13 protein-coding genes are annotated in these 14,832 nt (G+C 48.5%); 1 reads left to right on the top strand and 12 read right to left on the bottom strand.

Features of this window, described 5'->3' with window-relative positions; translation table 11 throughout:
• The first annotated feature begins 36 nt into the window (after window positions 1-36).
• Window positions 37-1,005 carry a hypothetical protein gene (locus tag MHB82_RS03525; RefSeq protein ID WP_341173816.1) on the top strand — a complete coding sequence of 323 codons (969 nt, stop codon included), beginning with the start codon at window positions 37-39 and terminating at the stop codon, window positions 1,003-1,005.
• A gap of 85 nt (window positions 1,006-1,090) precedes the next feature.
• Here MHB82_RS03525 and MHB82_RS03520 read toward each other — a convergent pair whose 3' ends face one another.
• The 12 genes from MHB82_RS03520 to MHB82_RS03465 form a co-directional block, all read right to left on the bottom strand.
• Window positions 1,091-1,699 carry a GNAT family N-acetyltransferase gene (locus MHB82_RS03520; protein ID WP_341173815.1) on the bottom strand — a complete coding sequence of 203 codons (609 nt, stop codon included), beginning with the start codon at window positions 1,697-1,699 and terminating at the stop codon, window positions 1,091-1,093.
• Window positions 1,699-2,991, bottom strand: a complete 1,293-nt coding sequence (gene ilvA, locus MHB82_RS03515; protein WP_095360928.1) for a threonine ammonia-lyase IlvA — start codon at window positions 2,989-2,991, stop codon at window positions 1,699-1,701. The genes MHB82_RS03520 and ilvA overlap by 1 nt, the downstream gene beginning before the upstream one ends.
• 93 nt (window positions 2,992-3,084) lie before the next feature.
• Window positions 3,085-3,945 carry an alpha/beta fold hydrolase gene (locus tag MHB82_RS03510; protein ID WP_341173814.1) on the bottom strand — a complete coding sequence of 287 codons (861 nt, stop codon included), beginning with the start codon at window positions 3,943-3,945 and terminating at the stop codon, window positions 3,085-3,087.
• Window positions 3,946-4,149: 204 nt separating this feature from the next.
• On the bottom strand, window positions 4,150-4,755 hold the full coding sequence (locus tag MHB82_RS03505) for an alpha/beta hydrolase (protein WP_110756004.1): 606 nt from the start codon (window positions 4,753-4,755) through the stop codon (window positions 4,150-4,152).
• 14 nt (window positions 4,756-4,769) lie between these two features.
• On the bottom strand, window positions 4,770-5,720 hold the full coding sequence (locus MHB82_RS03500; protein ID WP_371859966.1) for a ring-cleaving dioxygenase: 951 nt from the start codon (window positions 5,718-5,720) through the stop codon (window positions 4,770-4,772).
• Window positions 5,721-5,991: 271 nt separating this feature from the next.
• Window positions 5,992-7,074 carry a hemolysin family protein gene (locus tag MHB82_RS03495; protein WP_095360926.1) on the bottom strand — a complete coding sequence of 361 codons (1,083 nt, stop codon included), beginning with the start codon at window positions 7,072-7,074 and terminating at the stop codon, window positions 5,992-5,994.
• A gap of 280 nt (window positions 7,075-7,354) precedes the next feature.
• Entirely contained in the window at window positions 7,355-8,695 is a 1,341-nt protein-coding gene (locus MHB82_RS03490) for a hemolysin family protein (protein ID WP_095360925.1), read from the bottom strand.
• A 651-nt stretch (window positions 8,696-9,346) separates the two neighbouring features.
• A complete protein-coding gene (gene purD / locus MHB82_RS03485; RefSeq protein ID WP_341173813.1) occupies window positions 9,347-10,612 on the bottom strand; it encodes a phosphoribosylamine--glycine ligase in 1,266 nt (421 codons plus the stop codon).
• A 119-nt stretch (window positions 10,613-10,731) separates the two neighbouring features.
• Complete coding sequence (gene purH / locus MHB82_RS03480; protein ID WP_127538326.1) at window positions 10,732-12,279, bottom strand: bifunctional phosphoribosylaminoimidazolecarboxamide formyltransferase/IMP cyclohydrolase; 1,548 nt, start codon at window positions 12,277-12,279, stop codon at window positions 10,732-10,734.
• A 202-nt stretch (window positions 12,280-12,481) separates the two neighbouring features.
• A complete protein-coding gene (purN, locus tag MHB82_RS03475) occupies window positions 12,482-13,099 on the bottom strand; it encodes a phosphoribosylglycinamide formyltransferase (protein WP_095360922.1) in 618 nt (205 codons plus the stop codon).
• Window positions 13,099-14,139 (bottom strand): phosphoribosylformylglycinamidine cyclo-ligase, encoded by a 1,041-nt coding sequence (gene purM / locus MHB82_RS03470; protein WP_341173812.1) that lies wholly within the window; start codon window positions 14,137-14,139, stop codon window positions 13,099-13,101. Before purM ends, purN begins: the two co-directional genes overlap by 1 nt.
• Window positions 14,140-14,386: 247 nt before the next feature.
• Window positions 14,387-14,830, bottom strand: a complete 444-nt coding sequence (locus MHB82_RS03465; RefSeq protein ID WP_341173811.1) for an immunity 26/phosphotriesterase HocA family protein — start codon at window positions 14,828-14,830, stop codon at window positions 14,387-14,389.
• Window positions 14,831-14,832: the final 2 nt, after the last annotated feature.

Below are 14,832 nucleotides of genomic sequence, written 5' to 3'. Positions count from 1 at the left end.
CGTTTGATTTTCAAAATTCACGGGAGGTTTACAACAATGACATCATTGTACTCATCTGCCAGACGCCAAGGGCTCCGTATGTTTATGACTGTCACAGCCGTTGCTGTCTTAATACAGACCGGTGCCGCGGGGATCACGGGAATGGCTGCTGCAGCCCCCTCCGATTCCGATGCGAAAGTAACCACCAGTAGTTCGACCGCCATCTATAACACATTTCAATCCACACTCCAAAAAAAGAACGGCTTATCCGCCGCTGACACCTATCTGGAATCCAATATCGATAAAGTAACCACCCATCATGCGACCCTAATGGTGCTGCAGTTGGAGAATGCCCGCATCAAGGGATTAACAGCCATGACGGACCGCATGTTGGTTCCCAATGTTCAGGATAAGATGATCAAAGCATACAAGTGGAACGACAGTTTCACCCAGCTGATGGAGCGCACCAAAGACTCTGAACTCCGCGCATTGCTGAAGGAAGCCCGGGACAGCGGCTACCGCCTTGTGATGTTGGAAGGCTCCCTCTATCCGATCATGAATTATATGGCTTTTCAAAAATATAATTCACATGTTAAACCGGACATCAAACAGTACATCAACATCATGGCGGTCGAGACAGGCAACCTGGCTGCTGAGGATGGCGCACTCATCATTGGTTATCAGGAAATTCTGAATCGGGCATTGAATCAGGAACGTTTCTTGCAGGATTATCCGAAGTCTAATCGGGTCAAACAGGTACGAAATTTGCTGAACAATTATACGCTGTATACCTTTTATGGCCTGAACAATACACCATTGTTTGATTACGAAACCAACACCATGGTGGTCAATGCCCAAAAAGGGTACAAGGCTGTGCTGCAACGGAATTCATCCGAGGATAGTGACTTGCTGGCTAAACTGGGTGCCTTCATGGACGTCGTAACCGATGCCAAATACCAAAAGACTTCCGTTGTGGAAAAGTGGCTGGATCAAAAAGTTCCAACAGGCAGCTACACCGGCTTCTAAAACCATTCATCCCATTAAGAATGCATCCGCTGCAAAAATACAAAACCGCCACAGGATACGCTCCCATGGCGGTTTTTCAGTGTGATCAACCCTGCTGAATTGGCTTGATCATATGGTTATATTCATGTCCTGCAATGACAATGACATCATCCTTCGTATAGCCCTGCCGTTCATACAGCATCAAGGCACGTCCATTATCCCGTTCGACAATAAGAGCCACCCGGTCATGCCCGAGCTCCCTTCCCTGCTGCTCAAAAGCAGCCATCAGAGCCCGGCCTATCCCCTGTCCCTGATAGGATTCGCTTACCGACAGAGTATCCAGATAATATTCACCGGGACGAGTTTCTTTGATTATTGCATACTTCTCGTCCTGACTGCGTCCAGGCCGATCCAGAATCGGCTGGTCCAGACGATCCGCTTCACTACCGTCGTAGGCTACGAGAATACCGGCAATGTCCTGGCCATGTTCCATCACCGTTACATGGCGATAGCTGATCCGGTTGTCCTCCTGCATATAAAACTGCTTCAGAATCTGCATCGCCTGCTCGTGATTGGACTCACCCGCCAGTGCATAAGCAATGTCTCCTATCGCCTGATAGAGCAGCGGAATGACTTGAGCTGCATCCTCCCTGCGAGCTGGCCGCAGCTGAAGATGGGGTTCACTGCTGCCCGGTTGCTTCATCTGATTACTCATCAGATTAACATGTTAAAGAGATTCAGATTTTTGTTCAACTCGGTATAGGCAATGCCTTTGCGATTCATGCGTTCAATCAGAGGCTGATAATCTTCCTTGTACATGAGCTCAATGCCTACCAAGGCAGGGCCGTTCTCTTTATCATGCTTCTTCGTATATTCAAACCGGGTGATATCGTCATTCGGTCCGAGCACTTCCTCCAGGAATTCACGCAATGCACCGGCGCGCTGCGGGAAATTCACCATAAAGTAATATTTCAGACCTTCATAGATTAGGGAACGTTCCTTAATCTCCTGCATCCGGTCGATGTCGTTGTTACCGCCACTAATTACGCAGACTACAGTCTTGCCCACAATTTGCTCACGGTATTGCTCCAGTGCAGCAACAGCCAGTGAACCGGCGGGTTCAACCACAATTGCATTTTCATTGTACAGCTCCAGGATGGTCGTACAAGCCTTGCCCTCTGGCACCTTAACGATGTCATCCAGCGTGCTGCTGCAAATGTTGTAAGTTAGGTCTCCTACCCGCTTCACTGCAGCTCCATCCACGAATTTATCGATATCATCGAGCGTGACAACCTGTTTGCGGAACATGGCCTCACTCATGGAAGCAGCGCCAAGAGGCTCCACACCAATGATGCGCGTTTCCGGGCTGACCGTCTTCATGTAGGTTCCGACACCAGCAGCGAGTCCACCGCCGCCAATGGTAACAAATACATAATCTGCATCCTCATCAAGGCTTTCCATGATCTCCATCGCAACCGTACCGTTACCCGCAATAATTTTGGGTTGGTCGAACGGATGAATGAACGTCATCCCCTGTTCGTCACATGCACGCATGGCTTCTGCATACGCATCATCATACGTATCCCCGATCAGCACCACTTCTACATTGCTGCCGCCGAAGCGCCGTACCTGTTTGACCTTTTGATTCGGTGTCGTGCTCGGCATGAAGATTTTGCCGTGGATTCCGAGGGCATTACAGGAAAAGGCAACACCCTGTGCATGGTTCCCTGCGCTTGCGCAGACAATGCCCTTCTCCAGCTCAGCCGGAGTCAGACTGCGGATCATATTGTAGGCACCCCGAATTTTAAAAGAGCGCACCACTTGCAGATCTTCACGCTTGAGATACACATTGCAATTATATTTGGTCGACAATACAGCATCTCGCTGCAGAGGCGTTCTTACAATAACTTCACGCAGCACATGATGTGCGCGTACGATATCTTCCATGCCAACACCGGCATGGCCGGAATTTTTATTTTCCGTTGATTCTTGTTCCACTGGTTTCATCTCTTCTCCACACTCCGCTTTGTCTTGGTTGGCAATGCAAGCATTGCTTTTTCTGTTATTGTATCACTTTTGACCTGAGCTTGCGCCAAGGCCTCAACGATTTGCCATCCGCAAAATTTCATCAATAATAATCTGCGGGTCGGTAAAAGTAACCATATGGCCCGATTGACCTGCTTCGATCCAATGTCCATTCGCGAGCCCTTGGGCTGTCTTGCGGTGAGCCGACACAATGGCAGGTCTAAATTTTTGCTCTCCCTGTCCTGCTTTTGTGCCAGAAATAATCCGGACTTCCAGATTCCCAAGCTCAGGAGGAGTATCCCGCAATGAGGCCAAATCATCCAGAAACGCCACCGATTCAGCAGCCATCGTACGTGCTGCCTGTACAGTGAAGTCTTCCTCTTGGTGATCTCGTGCAACATCGTCCGGTTGAACCTGGCCCGGCTTGCTGCCCATTCTCCGATACAACCCTGTACGTGCCATCCAAGGAAGTAAGAAACGGTTCAAGCCAAAACTGATTCTGGCCATAGAGGAAAAATACAATTCACAGTTCTCGTCTGATGGATCGACCAGTATCAGTCCTCTAATGCGAGACAGATCCGCAGCTGCCGCAGCTCTCACGACTGGCCCTCCCCAGCTGTGTCCCACGAGAATGAAAGGGCCTGGCCCAAGTGCAGTCAGCAGATCGCCTAGATCCTCTGTAAGCCTGCGTAGAGTCCGCTGCTCCGTGTCGGCCTCACTCCGTCCCAACCCGGAACGATCATAGACCACTGACTGGGTATGTTCAGCCACTTGAGGCACCACGAGTCCCCACGCCGATCTGGAAAAGCCCATGCCTGATTCAAAAATCACGATGGGGTGACCGGCACCTTTGGACATATAATGAAGCTTGCGGCCATCTCGTGTGTGGATAAATGCACTTGAACCATACGAATGATTGGAATGAATAGCGTTCATAGTCCCCTCCCTGCCCTGTTTACGAACGTTGTCATTTCTAGTCCTATCGCTCTAAATGAAAATGATTATCAATTACTTAAGTATAGGATAATTCCTCCTGAAAAAGCAAACCAAAAACCCGATCCATTCAAGGATCGGGTCCATATTAAACTGGAGAATAAGTCGATTATATCGACTACCTATTGCAATTGATTCACGGCTTTCTTACACCTGGGCTTTAAACCATGCTGCCGCAGCCAATGCCTCGGTACGGGTTAATTGATGCCCCTGACGCTCCCAGTGGGTTTTCACATCTGCGCCTGCACCACTAAGAAGTGAAGCCAGTTCTTCCGTTTCCCGTTTCGGTACAATCGGATCGTTCTCTCCTGCACCGATGAAGACAGGTAATCCGTTCAGATTCGGCAGTTCGAGCCCGCGCAGAGGTACCATCGGATGATGCAAAATCGCACCTTTGAATACGTTAGCCTGGTGGAACATCAAACTAGCCGCAATATTGGCACCATTGGAGTAACCGAGTGCGTAAACATTGTTACGATCGAATCCGTACTCCGCAGCCGCTGCATCTACAAATGCACCCAGCTCCGCTGTCCGTGCAATCAGATCTTCTTCGTCAAACACCCCTTCGGCCAAGCGGCGGAAGAAACGGGGCATCCCGTTCTCCGACACGTTACCGCGTACACCCAGCATGCCTGCTCCTGGCGCAATCAATTCGCCAAGACCTACCAGATCATTCTCGGTTCCACCTGTCCCGTGAAGCAGCAGCAGTGTTGGGGAATCCGGCTGAGCACCTGCTTTATAAATATGTTTCATTGTATTGGTTGTGGTCATGATTTGGACTCTCCTTTCCATTCACGTACTTCGATTGGTGGAAGCAATTTTTCAATCTGTTCACGCTGTGGTTCATACCACTCAGGCAACATCAGTTTCTCACCCATGCTCTCCTGAGGTTCATCACGTGCGAATCCTGGAGGATCGGTAGCCAGTTCGAACAATATGCCGCCTGGTTCCCGGAAATACACGGCATTGAAGTACTGACGGTCGATTACAGGGGTTGGATGGTAGCCTGCTTTCTCCAGATCGCGCTGCATTTGCTCATGTTCTGTATAGTCTTTTGCGCGCCATGCAATGTGGTGCACCGTACCTGCTCCGCCAATGCCCCGCTGGAATCCGGTAGACTGAACATCGATGATTTGCCCGATGTCACCGGTCGCACGGAGGCGAATCAATCCATTTTCCTCCCCTACCTGTTCCAGGCCGAGCATGGATACCAGAACGTCAGTGGTTTTCTCAGGAACTTGGCTGAACAGGACTGCGCCGCCAAAACCTTTGATGGCATGCTCAGGTGTTACACCGTTGAATGTCCATTTACTTGGCTGGCCTTCTTCGCGTTCCACCAATTCAAGCAGCAGGCCGCCTTTGTCGAAGAAGCGAATATATTGCTCACCGAATCTGGTTTTATTTTCAAACGGAATATCGAAGGAAGCGAGGCGTTCTTTCCAGAATGGCAGACTTCCTACCGGAATCGCATATACAGTTACCCCAGTCTGTCCGGAACCAATGACACCTCTCATGGCATTTTGGTGCGGGAAGAAGGTGATGATTGTACCTGGCGCCCCATCCTCATTTCCGTAATACAGATGGTACACATCCGGTGCATCGAAGTTAATTGTTTTTTTCACCAGTCTCAGGGCCAATACCCCTGCGTAAAAATCAACATTTTTCTGTGCGTCATCTACAAAAGCTGTTACGTGATGGATTCCTGAAGTTCTGAACATAATCTCCACTCCCTTGGTTTTAATTTTATCATGGTTGAATTTAGCGGTTTGTTATTCATTGTTGTTTGTTTGTTCGTTGTTGTTTTTGTATTTATCTTTAATTTAAGATTCTTTAAATTCATATTAATCCATTGCTGGTTGAATTGCAAGCTTTTTGTTTTAAAATTAAGATTGTTTCATCGTTGATGTTGTTAACTCCTGATTAGCAGAAAAGGGCAACACAAAAACAGGTCTCCGAATGAATCGGAAACCTGTCTTTCTTCAGTCTACTTTAAGTCAATTTCAATCGTTTGGGCGGATTCACCAGATCCTTATGCTCGTATTCATCCTTAATATCCCCAACGATTTCCTCCAGAATGTCCTCCATCGTAACCAAACCAATGGCCGCACCCTTTTCATTATTCACAACGGCCATATGCACACGACTCTGCTGCATTTGGATCAGAACGTCCTTGATCGGGGACTTCTCCGAAAATCCAGGCATATCATGAATGTAGGCATCCATGCTGAACGTTCTTCCTGCAGCCACACTTGTCAGCATTTCTTTTGTATTAATAAAGCCGATAAAGCGAGCCGCATCCCCGTTCGCAATGACCGGATATCTCGTATACTCGTGCCGATTCAGCACTTCAATAACCTGATCCAGCGGCATTTCCTTATTCAGCGTAACGATTTTTTCTTTGCGAATCATAATCTCCTGCAGCAGACGCTCATCAAACGCAAAAATGTTTTTCAGATAGTCCAGCTCGGTCTGATTGATCTCCCCGCTCTCGTAACTCTGGGCTACAATCAGCTTCAGCTCCTCTTCGGAGTGAACAGTATCGTGTCCGGCTGGCTTGATGCCAAAAATTCCGAGCAGCACCCGTGCAGCACCATTAAGCGCATAGATGAACGGATTCATGATCTTACCGAACCAGTACAGCGGTGGTGCAAGTAAAAGCGTCATTCTCTCTGCAAATTGGATCGCCAGCGTTTTGGGTGCGAGCTCACCAATAACCACATGCAGGAACGTAATGATCGCCAAGGCAATCCCATAGGATAATACCGTCGACACGGCTGCCGGCACTTCAAGTCGCTCGAACAGCGGATGAAGCATTTTTTCAACCGTCGGTTCACCCAAAGCCCCCAAGACGAGAGCCGTAATTGTGATACCCAGTTGACATGCCGACAGATAATAGTCCAGATTGTGTGCGACTTTCTTGGCCATGACCGCTTTTTTGTTGCCTTCCGAGATCAGCTGATCAATTCGTGACATCCGCACTTTCAGAATGGCGAATTCAGCGCCGACGAAGAAGGCGGTAAGCCCTATAAATACGGCTACCAAAAATAAATTCAATGCTATTATTCCGTCCAATGATTTCCCTCGAGTGAGGGATTCACCTCCAAGTTGAACATTTTAATGGTTATAAATTTATGATGAATCTTACATTGGTCCACTCCGATGCCAGAACAACCTTCCGATCGCTGTTATCCCCAGATTTTTTTCATTCCCTATTATAGGGGGAAATCCGGTGATAAAGGCGAAGCCTATGCTTCCGATGTAGCTTTCTTTCAGAAAGCTTTTAGCTGCGCTTCTCCAGAATCGATTCCGTCCCCTCCACTACTACGTAGCCAGATTAATTACTCAAACGGAGTTAGTTCGCCAGATCGCTTGTAGCTTCCTCCACTGGGGCTGCGTTCACGCGCTCAAGCAGGACCTGCTTGATCTGATAATTTTCGGTATCCACTACGGTCCAGACATAATCACCATGGGCAACCGTATCACCATTTTCCACACGCACACCCTTCTGGAACTGAATCCAGCCGGCGACGGTGTCCATCTCCTCATTCCCTTCGAAAATCAATCCGAACTGCCGCTCCACTTCGTCCAGAAGCACTCGGCCGTTAATCAGATATTGATTCTCCCCGGTCTCCTGAATGTCAGCCACTTCATCGGCATCGAATTCGTCACGGATCTCACCAACAAGCTCCTCCAGAATATCCTCCATCGTCAGAATACCCGAGGTACCGCCGTATTCATCCACTACCACGGCCATATGCACGCGTTCCTGCTGCATTTTAATCATGGCATCCTGGATACGTGTAATCTCTGAAACAAATGGAATCTCACGGACAAAGTCGGCAAGTTGGTATTGCTTCTGGGCAACCATATCCGGCAGAATCTTTTTGACATTGACCATGCCGACAATGCGGTCCTTATCCCCTTCCTCAATGACTGGATAACGGGAATAGTTATGCTCATCAAGCACGGGGATGATATCGTCGTAAGTCATCTCCTGGTCCAATGTGACAAGTTCCGTCCGCGGAACCATGATGTCTTTCGCGACCCGTTCATCAAACACAAACACATTTTCCAAGTAAGACAACTTGGTTTGATTCGTCTCGTCACCTTCATAACTCTGGTTCATGATGATTTTGATCTCATCCTCGGAATAGGCCTGATCATGTCCTGCAGGCTTCACACCGAACATCCGCAGAAGGACGCGGGATGCCCCATTGAGTGCCCAGATGAAAGGGTACATAATCTTTCCGAACCAGTATAGCGATGGCGAGAGCATCAGCGTCAATTTTTCCGAAAATTGAATCGCCATGGTTTTGGGTGCCATCTCACCGACAACCACGTGAAGGAACGTCACAAGGATAAAGGCAATCGCATAGGAGGCAACCGACGAAATGGCCGGTGAAATATTCAGATACTCAAATACCGGATATAACAGCCTTTCGACAGTCGGCTTCCCTAATGCACCAAGTCCTAGAGCCGTTACCGTAATACCAAGCTGACAGGCAGACAGATAGTAATCCAGATCAGAAACGACCTTCTTGGCGAGTACAGCCTTTTTGTTACCTTCGGCAACCAGTTGATCCACTCTTGATGTACGAATCTTAACAACCGCAAATTCGGATGCCACAAAAAAAGCGGTCAAAGCAATCAAGAGAACGAGTAATGCTAAATTCAAGATGGTAATTATGTCCAATGATTTCCCCGATTCTCAGGGATTCACCTCCAGAAATAGTTACAGCAGCGCTCGTTAACCCCGTTAACGGCTGCACAGCTGATTGTAGTTAAATTGGGCGTATGCATATATAAAATCAAATTCAATAATGACCAGATTGCTATATGCTGCACACAGACCTTGTAAGTTGCAAAACAGGAATCCAGGATGAAGTCAATCACTTTAAGAAACCACTTCACTATAAATAGGGCTAACCCTCATGCTGTCAGATTGTTTCTCCGATTTACTCCACCTTAATTCTCCATTTGGACAGTTTACAATATCGCCTTCCCAATAGATATCCACCTCCCCTCTTGTTCATTCCTGTTTCAGAAAAGTATAACATGATCCGAATCAAACCATCCAGTTGTACGTCATGGTTTGGGTTATCTTGCACGTATATTCATGAATATTTTGTTCACAAATGGCTTAATTCATGTAATAAGTTACTTATATGCCTAACAAAGCTATGTATAGAATAGACCGATTTTATAACACTACTACCCTTGGAGTTATCCAGCTGAATCATATTTCTTATCGGATGACTCAACACAAAAAAGGCCCGCCCAATGAATGCCATGCTTCTAATCTGAAGGCATTCGTCGGGCGGACCCCATATTACCTAATAACTATTTACACTAAAGCTTTGGCAGCAATGTCAGATCGCTGATGCTTGCCTTCGAAGCGGATACGTTCCGCCTCTGCATAAGCCTTGTTTCTAGCTTCGGCAATATCAGCGCCTAGACCCACAACCCCAAGAATACGTCCACCATTCGTGACCCATTCTCCGGATTCGCTGCGTGCCGTTCCTGCGTGGAAGACGACAGCATCACTGACCTGATCCAGACCTTCGATGGCTACGCCTTTTGCATACGGCCCCGGATATCCTCCTGATGCCAGGACCACGCATACAGCAGACTCTTCGCTCCACTCAATCTCCATGTCTGCGAGTTTGCCGTGCACGGTGGCCCAGAAAATGTCGAGCAAATCCGTTTTGAGGCGTGGCATTACAACCTGCGTCTCGGGGTCACCAAAACGAGCATTAAATTCAATTGTTTTCGGTTTGCCGTCCGGTGAAATCATGAGTCCGGCAAACAATACGCCGCGGAATGGACGTCCTTCGGACACCATGGCTTTGGCCGTTGGCTTGATAATGGTTTCAACAGCCTCTTCAATAATTGAATTCGGAATATGTGGCAGTGGTGAGTATGTACCCATCCCACCCGTGTTAGGCCCCTTGTCATCGTCATAGACTGGCTTGTGATCCTGTGCAGCGGCCATCGGACGAACGGTCTCGCCGTCGACAAATGCCAGAATCGACATCTCCTGCCCTGCCAGAAACTCTTCAATAATTACTTTGGCTCCTGCTTCCCCGAAAACCTTCTCCACCATAATACTGCGTAGTGCCTGATCAGCTTCCTCGCGGGAATAAGCAACTGTTACACCTTTACCGGCTGCCAGGCCATCGGCCTTGATGACAACGGGAATTGCCTGTGCATCAAGATAAGCCTGAGCCTGCTCATAATTGTCGAATTTCTCATAGGCTGCTGTTGGGATATTGTACTTGTGCAGCAGATCCTTCATAAATGTTTTGCTTCCTTCGATCTCGGCTGCATTGCGACGCGGTCCAAAGACCGGAATGCCTGTGGAATCAAATGCATCTACAATCCCGTCTGCGAGCGGATCATCCGGACCAATGACCACCAGATCCACCTTGAGTTCCACGGCAAGAGCCTTTAATTTATCGAATTCATTCACTGCCACCGGGTGACATTCGGCAAGCTGTGCAATGCCTGCATTTCCTGGCGCACAGTGAATCTTGCCCGCCTTCGGACTTTTCGCCAATGCCCAGATAATCGCATGCTCCCGGCCGCCGCCGCCTACTACCAGAATATCCATTCGTTCCGTTCCCCCTCATGAATTCCAGAATTCGCTCATTAATCATTTAATGCGCTGAAAATGAGGATGAACAAGCCTATTCGCTTGTTCATCGACGTGTGAAGCTTTGATTTCGACTCTTAGTGTTTGAAATGGCGAACGCCTGTGAAGACCATGGCAATACCATACTCGTTCGCTACTTTAATGGACTCTTCATCCTTAATGGAACCGCCTGGTTGAATAACAGCTGTAATTCCAGCCTTAGCTGCCAGTTCCAACGTATCGCCCATCGGGAAGAATGCATCCGATGCGAGAATAGCACCCTTTGCTTGCTCGCCAGCTTGTTCAATGGCAATTTTAGCTGCACCAACGCGGTTCATTTGTCCAGCGCCCACACCTACGGTCATGTCATTCGCTGCAAGCACGATCGCATTGGACTTCACGTGCTTAACGACTTTCCAGCCAAAGAGGAGCTGTTTCAATTCTTCTTCGGAAGGTGCACGATCTGTAACGACTTTCAGTTCACTCGCTTCGATGGAATGCACATCGCTCTGTTGTACGATCATGCCGCCGTCAATAGAGGTCACCGCGAATTGGCTCGCCCGGTCACGAGCTGCATTCAACTCACCCGTTTTGAGCAAACGAATGTTTTTCTTCTTCGTCAGGATATCCAGTGCCTCTTGCGTGAAATCAGGAGCCAGCACGATTTCCAGGAAAATCTCGCTCAGTTTGGCAGCTGTGTCGCTGTCGATTATGCGGTTTGCTGCCACAATGCCACCGAAGATGGATGTTGGATCTGCAGCATATGCTTTGCTGTAGGCTTCATAGATGCTTTCACCAATCCCCACGCCGCAAGGGTTCATGTGCTTAACCGCCACAACAGCAGGTTCTACAAATTCCTTAACGATCTGCAACGCTGCGTTTGCATCGTTAATGTTATTGTATGACAGCTCTTTGCCGTGCAGTTGCTCGGCTGTTGTCAACGTATCTTGAGCAGCAAGCGGTTTACGATAGAATGCCGCTTGTTGATGCGGATTTTCGCCGTAGCGCAAATCCTGGATTTTTTCGTAAGTCACCGTCAAACGCTCTGGCAGTGGATCACCATTCAGGTTGGAGAGATAATCAGAGATAACTGCATCGTAAGCCGCCGTATGACGGAAAACTTTTGCCGCAAGCCGTTTGCGTGTTTCCAGCGTGGTATCCCCACTGCTGCGAACTTCCTCCAGCACTTTACCATAATCTGCCGTGTCGACAACAACACTAACAAAAGCATGGTTCTTGGCCGCAGAACGAAGCATGGTAGGACCACCGATATCGATGTTCTCAATCGCATCTTCATAGGTTACATCCGGCTTCGCAATGGTGTCCTGGAATGGGTACAGGTTTACGACGACCAGGTCGATATAATCCAGTCCGTTCTCTTCCATCTGGCGTTTATGATCTTCACTGTCACGGACAGCCAGCAAACCACCATGAACAGCTGGATGCAGCGTTTTGACACGTCCGTCCATAATTTCCGGGAATCCAGTTACGTCCGAGATCCCGATCACAGGTACGCCTTCCTTCGACAACAGGCTGCTTGTACCTCCTGTCGAAATAATCTCCACTCCCATTTGCGACAGCTCGCGGCAAAAGTCCACGATGCCTGTTTTATCCCACACACTGACCAAAGCTCTTTTGATACTCACAATATGCTCCTCCTTTAATGTCCCATGGCCCCGCGTTTCATGACGAAACACAGGCGATTTATTTCCCGAGAAATATCACAAAATGCGTACCAATTTTCGACTCTACCCTATAAGTTAGACGAATGATTTTACACTGGACCACTTCGAGGTCAGAACAAACTTCTGCCCTCTCCGTTAATGTGTAAACGTAGTCCAACTTATATCAATCCGCTTTCCGAACCGTAACCTGACGGCCCTCCAGCCGAACCAATCCTTGAGCAAACCAGGAAACGACCTCCGGATACAGCTGCTGTTCTGCCGCATGGATGGAACGGCTGATCGATTCTGCGGTATCCTCAGGCAGAATCGGCACGGGATGCTGGGCTATGATAGGCCCGGTATCCATGCCGCCATCCACAAAGTGTACGGTTACCCCGGTAATTTTCACGCCGTACTCCAATGCCTGCCCGATTGCATCCTTACCTGCAAATGCGGGAAGCAAAGACGGATGGATGTTAATCAGCCGTCCGGCATACCGATCCACAACGACTGAAGTCAGCAATCTCATGTATCCGGCAAGAACAACCAAATCAATGTTTTTGGATTCAAGCACTTCCACGATCTCAGCCTCGTAGGCCTCGCGGGATTCGTAATTTTTTGGAGTGAACAGATGGCAGTCGATACCTGCATCCTTGGCCCGCTGCACAACGCGTGCAGCAGGTTTGTCGCACACCAGCAAGTCTACGGATGCATTCAATCCTCCGTTTTTCGCTGCATCCACCAATGCCTGAAAGTTCGACCCTTCACCAGATGCAAATACGGCAATCCGGTAGTCCGCCATTAAACATCAGCTCCCGTGAAGGTTACTCGCGCATCTCCTTCAGTCACACGTCCAATGATGTACGCTTCTTCTCCAGAAGCTTTCAGCTGTTCCAGAGCTTCGTTTGCGTCTGCCCCGTTCACAACAAGCACAAGTCCGATTCCCATGTTAAACGTGGTGAACATATCCCGGTTCGAGACCGACCCTTTTTGCTGCAGCAGGTTGAAGATAGGCAGGATCGGCCATGAGCCGTAATCGATATCTACATTGACGCTGCTCGGCAGCATCCGCGGGATATTCTCGATAAATCCGCCACCCGTAATGTGTGCCATGCCTTTGACGTTGACCTTTTCCAGCAGGGACAGAAGTGGTTTTACATAGATTTTTGTCGGTTCCAGCAGTGCATCACCCAGCTTGCCGCCCAGTTCAGATACTTCCTCATGTAGATCCAACCCGGCTTCCTCCAGCAAAAGTCTGCGGACCAGTGAGAATCCATTGCTGTGTACACCACTTGAAGCCAGTCCAATTACCGTGTCACCTGGAGAGATGGTCGTGCCGTTGATGATTTTAGCTTTATCCACGATTCCCACGGTAAATCCGGCAATATCGTATTCCCCTTCGCTGTACATGCCCGGCATTTCTGCCGTTTCTCCGCCAATCAGCGCACATCCGGACTGGTGACATCCTTCAGCGATTCCGGCAACGATGGCTTCGATCTTCTCAGGGATGACTTTGTCACATGCCAGGTAATCGAGGAAAAAGAGCGGCTCCGCACCCTGCACAACAATGTCATTCACACACATGGCCACAGCGTCGATTCCAATGGTATCGTGACGGTCCATGGCAAACGCGATTTTCAGCTTGGTTCCTACACCGTCAGTGCCGGAAACGAGCACCGGCTCATCATATTTGTCTTTGTTCAAACCGAACAGGGCTCCGAATCCGCCCAGATCTGTCATCACTTCCGGACGGAAGGTACGCTTCACGTGTTTTTTCATCCGTTCAACCGCTTCATTACCTGCCGCGATATCGACGCCGGCCTTTTTATATGCTTCTGACACTACCATCGCACCCTTCGTATCTTGTATAAATTGAACTAAAGATATTTACAACACCGTAACACTCCAATGACAGAATAACCTTCCAATCGCTGTTATCCCCAGAGTTTTGATTCCCTTTTTTCAAAGGGAAAATCCGGTGATAAAGGCGAGCCTATGCTTCCGATGTAGCTTTCTTTCAGAAAGCTTTTAGCTTCGCTTCTTCAGGTTTTTTCTGTCCTCTCCGTTTTGTGTAAATGGATAGTACAATTTATTGATTTTTGCTCATATCTAAAAGATGATTCTGTACCAATTCAAATCCAGCTACACCCATTGTAATGTACTGACTATACTCTTCTGGTGGAACCATTCGAATGAATTCGTCACCGTTGTATACCCCACCGGCACACTGGAATACTTGCAGTTCCTTCTTTGCAGGTGTCAGCGGGATGTTACCAACAATGCTCCATGTGCCATCTTTCAGCAGCTTGGGTGACGTGAAGATCACGCTGCTCTTACGTTTACCATAAGAATAGACAAGGAATTTGCCGTCTTCCAAACTTACAGTTTCGTCACGCTGAATGCTCATCACGCCGAACGAAAATGCCTTTTTGAACCGGTCTCTCAGTGCACATATCACCTGACACACGGCAAACCGTCCATCATGCATCGGAATCAGAAAAATATCGCCCTCATTATAGCTTTTCCTACCCATAA

Source organism: Paenibacillus sp. FSL K6-2862, from assembly GCF_038005125.1.
Lineage (GTDB): Bacteria > Bacillota > Bacilli > Paenibacillales > Paenibacillaceae > Paenibacillus > Paenibacillus illinoisensis_A.
The sequence above is the reverse complement of the archived record's forward strand: the minus strand, read 5'-3'. Positions and strand labels throughout refer to the sequence as shown.

Coding starts and splice junctions, on each gene's coding strand:
- MHB82_RS03525 (WP_341173816.1), top strand. CDS start 37: ATGACATCATTGTACTCATCTGCCAGACGCCAAGGGCTCCGTATGTTT.
- MHB82_RS03520 (WP_341173815.1), bottom strand. CDS start 1,699: ATGAGTAATCAGATGAAGCAACCGGGCAGCAGTGAACCCCATCTTCAG.
- ilvA (WP_095360928.1), bottom strand. CDS start 2,991: ATGAAACCAGTGGAACAAGAATCAACGGAAAATAAAAATTCCGGCCAT.
- MHB82_RS03510 (WP_341173814.1), bottom strand. CDS start 3,945: ATGAACGCTATTCATTCCAATCATTCGTATGGTTCAAGTGCATTTATC.
- MHB82_RS03505 (WP_110756004.1), bottom strand. CDS start 4,755: ATGAAACATATTTATAAAGCAGGTGCTCAGCCGGATTCCCCAACACTG.
- MHB82_RS03500 (WP_371859966.1), bottom strand. CDS start 5,720: ATGTTCAGAACTTCAGGAATCCATCACGTAACAGCTTTTGTAGATGAC.
- purD (WP_341173813.1), bottom strand. CDS start 10,612: ATGGATATTCTGGTAGTAGGCGGCGGCGGCCGGGAGCATGCGATTATC.
- purN (WP_095360922.1), bottom strand. CDS start 13,099: ATGGCGGACTACCGGATTGCCGTATTTGCATCTGGTGAAGGGTCGAAC.
- MHB82_RS03465 (WP_341173811.1), bottom strand. CDS start 14,830: ATGGGTAGGAAAAGCTATAATGAGGGCGATATTTTTCTGATTCCGATG.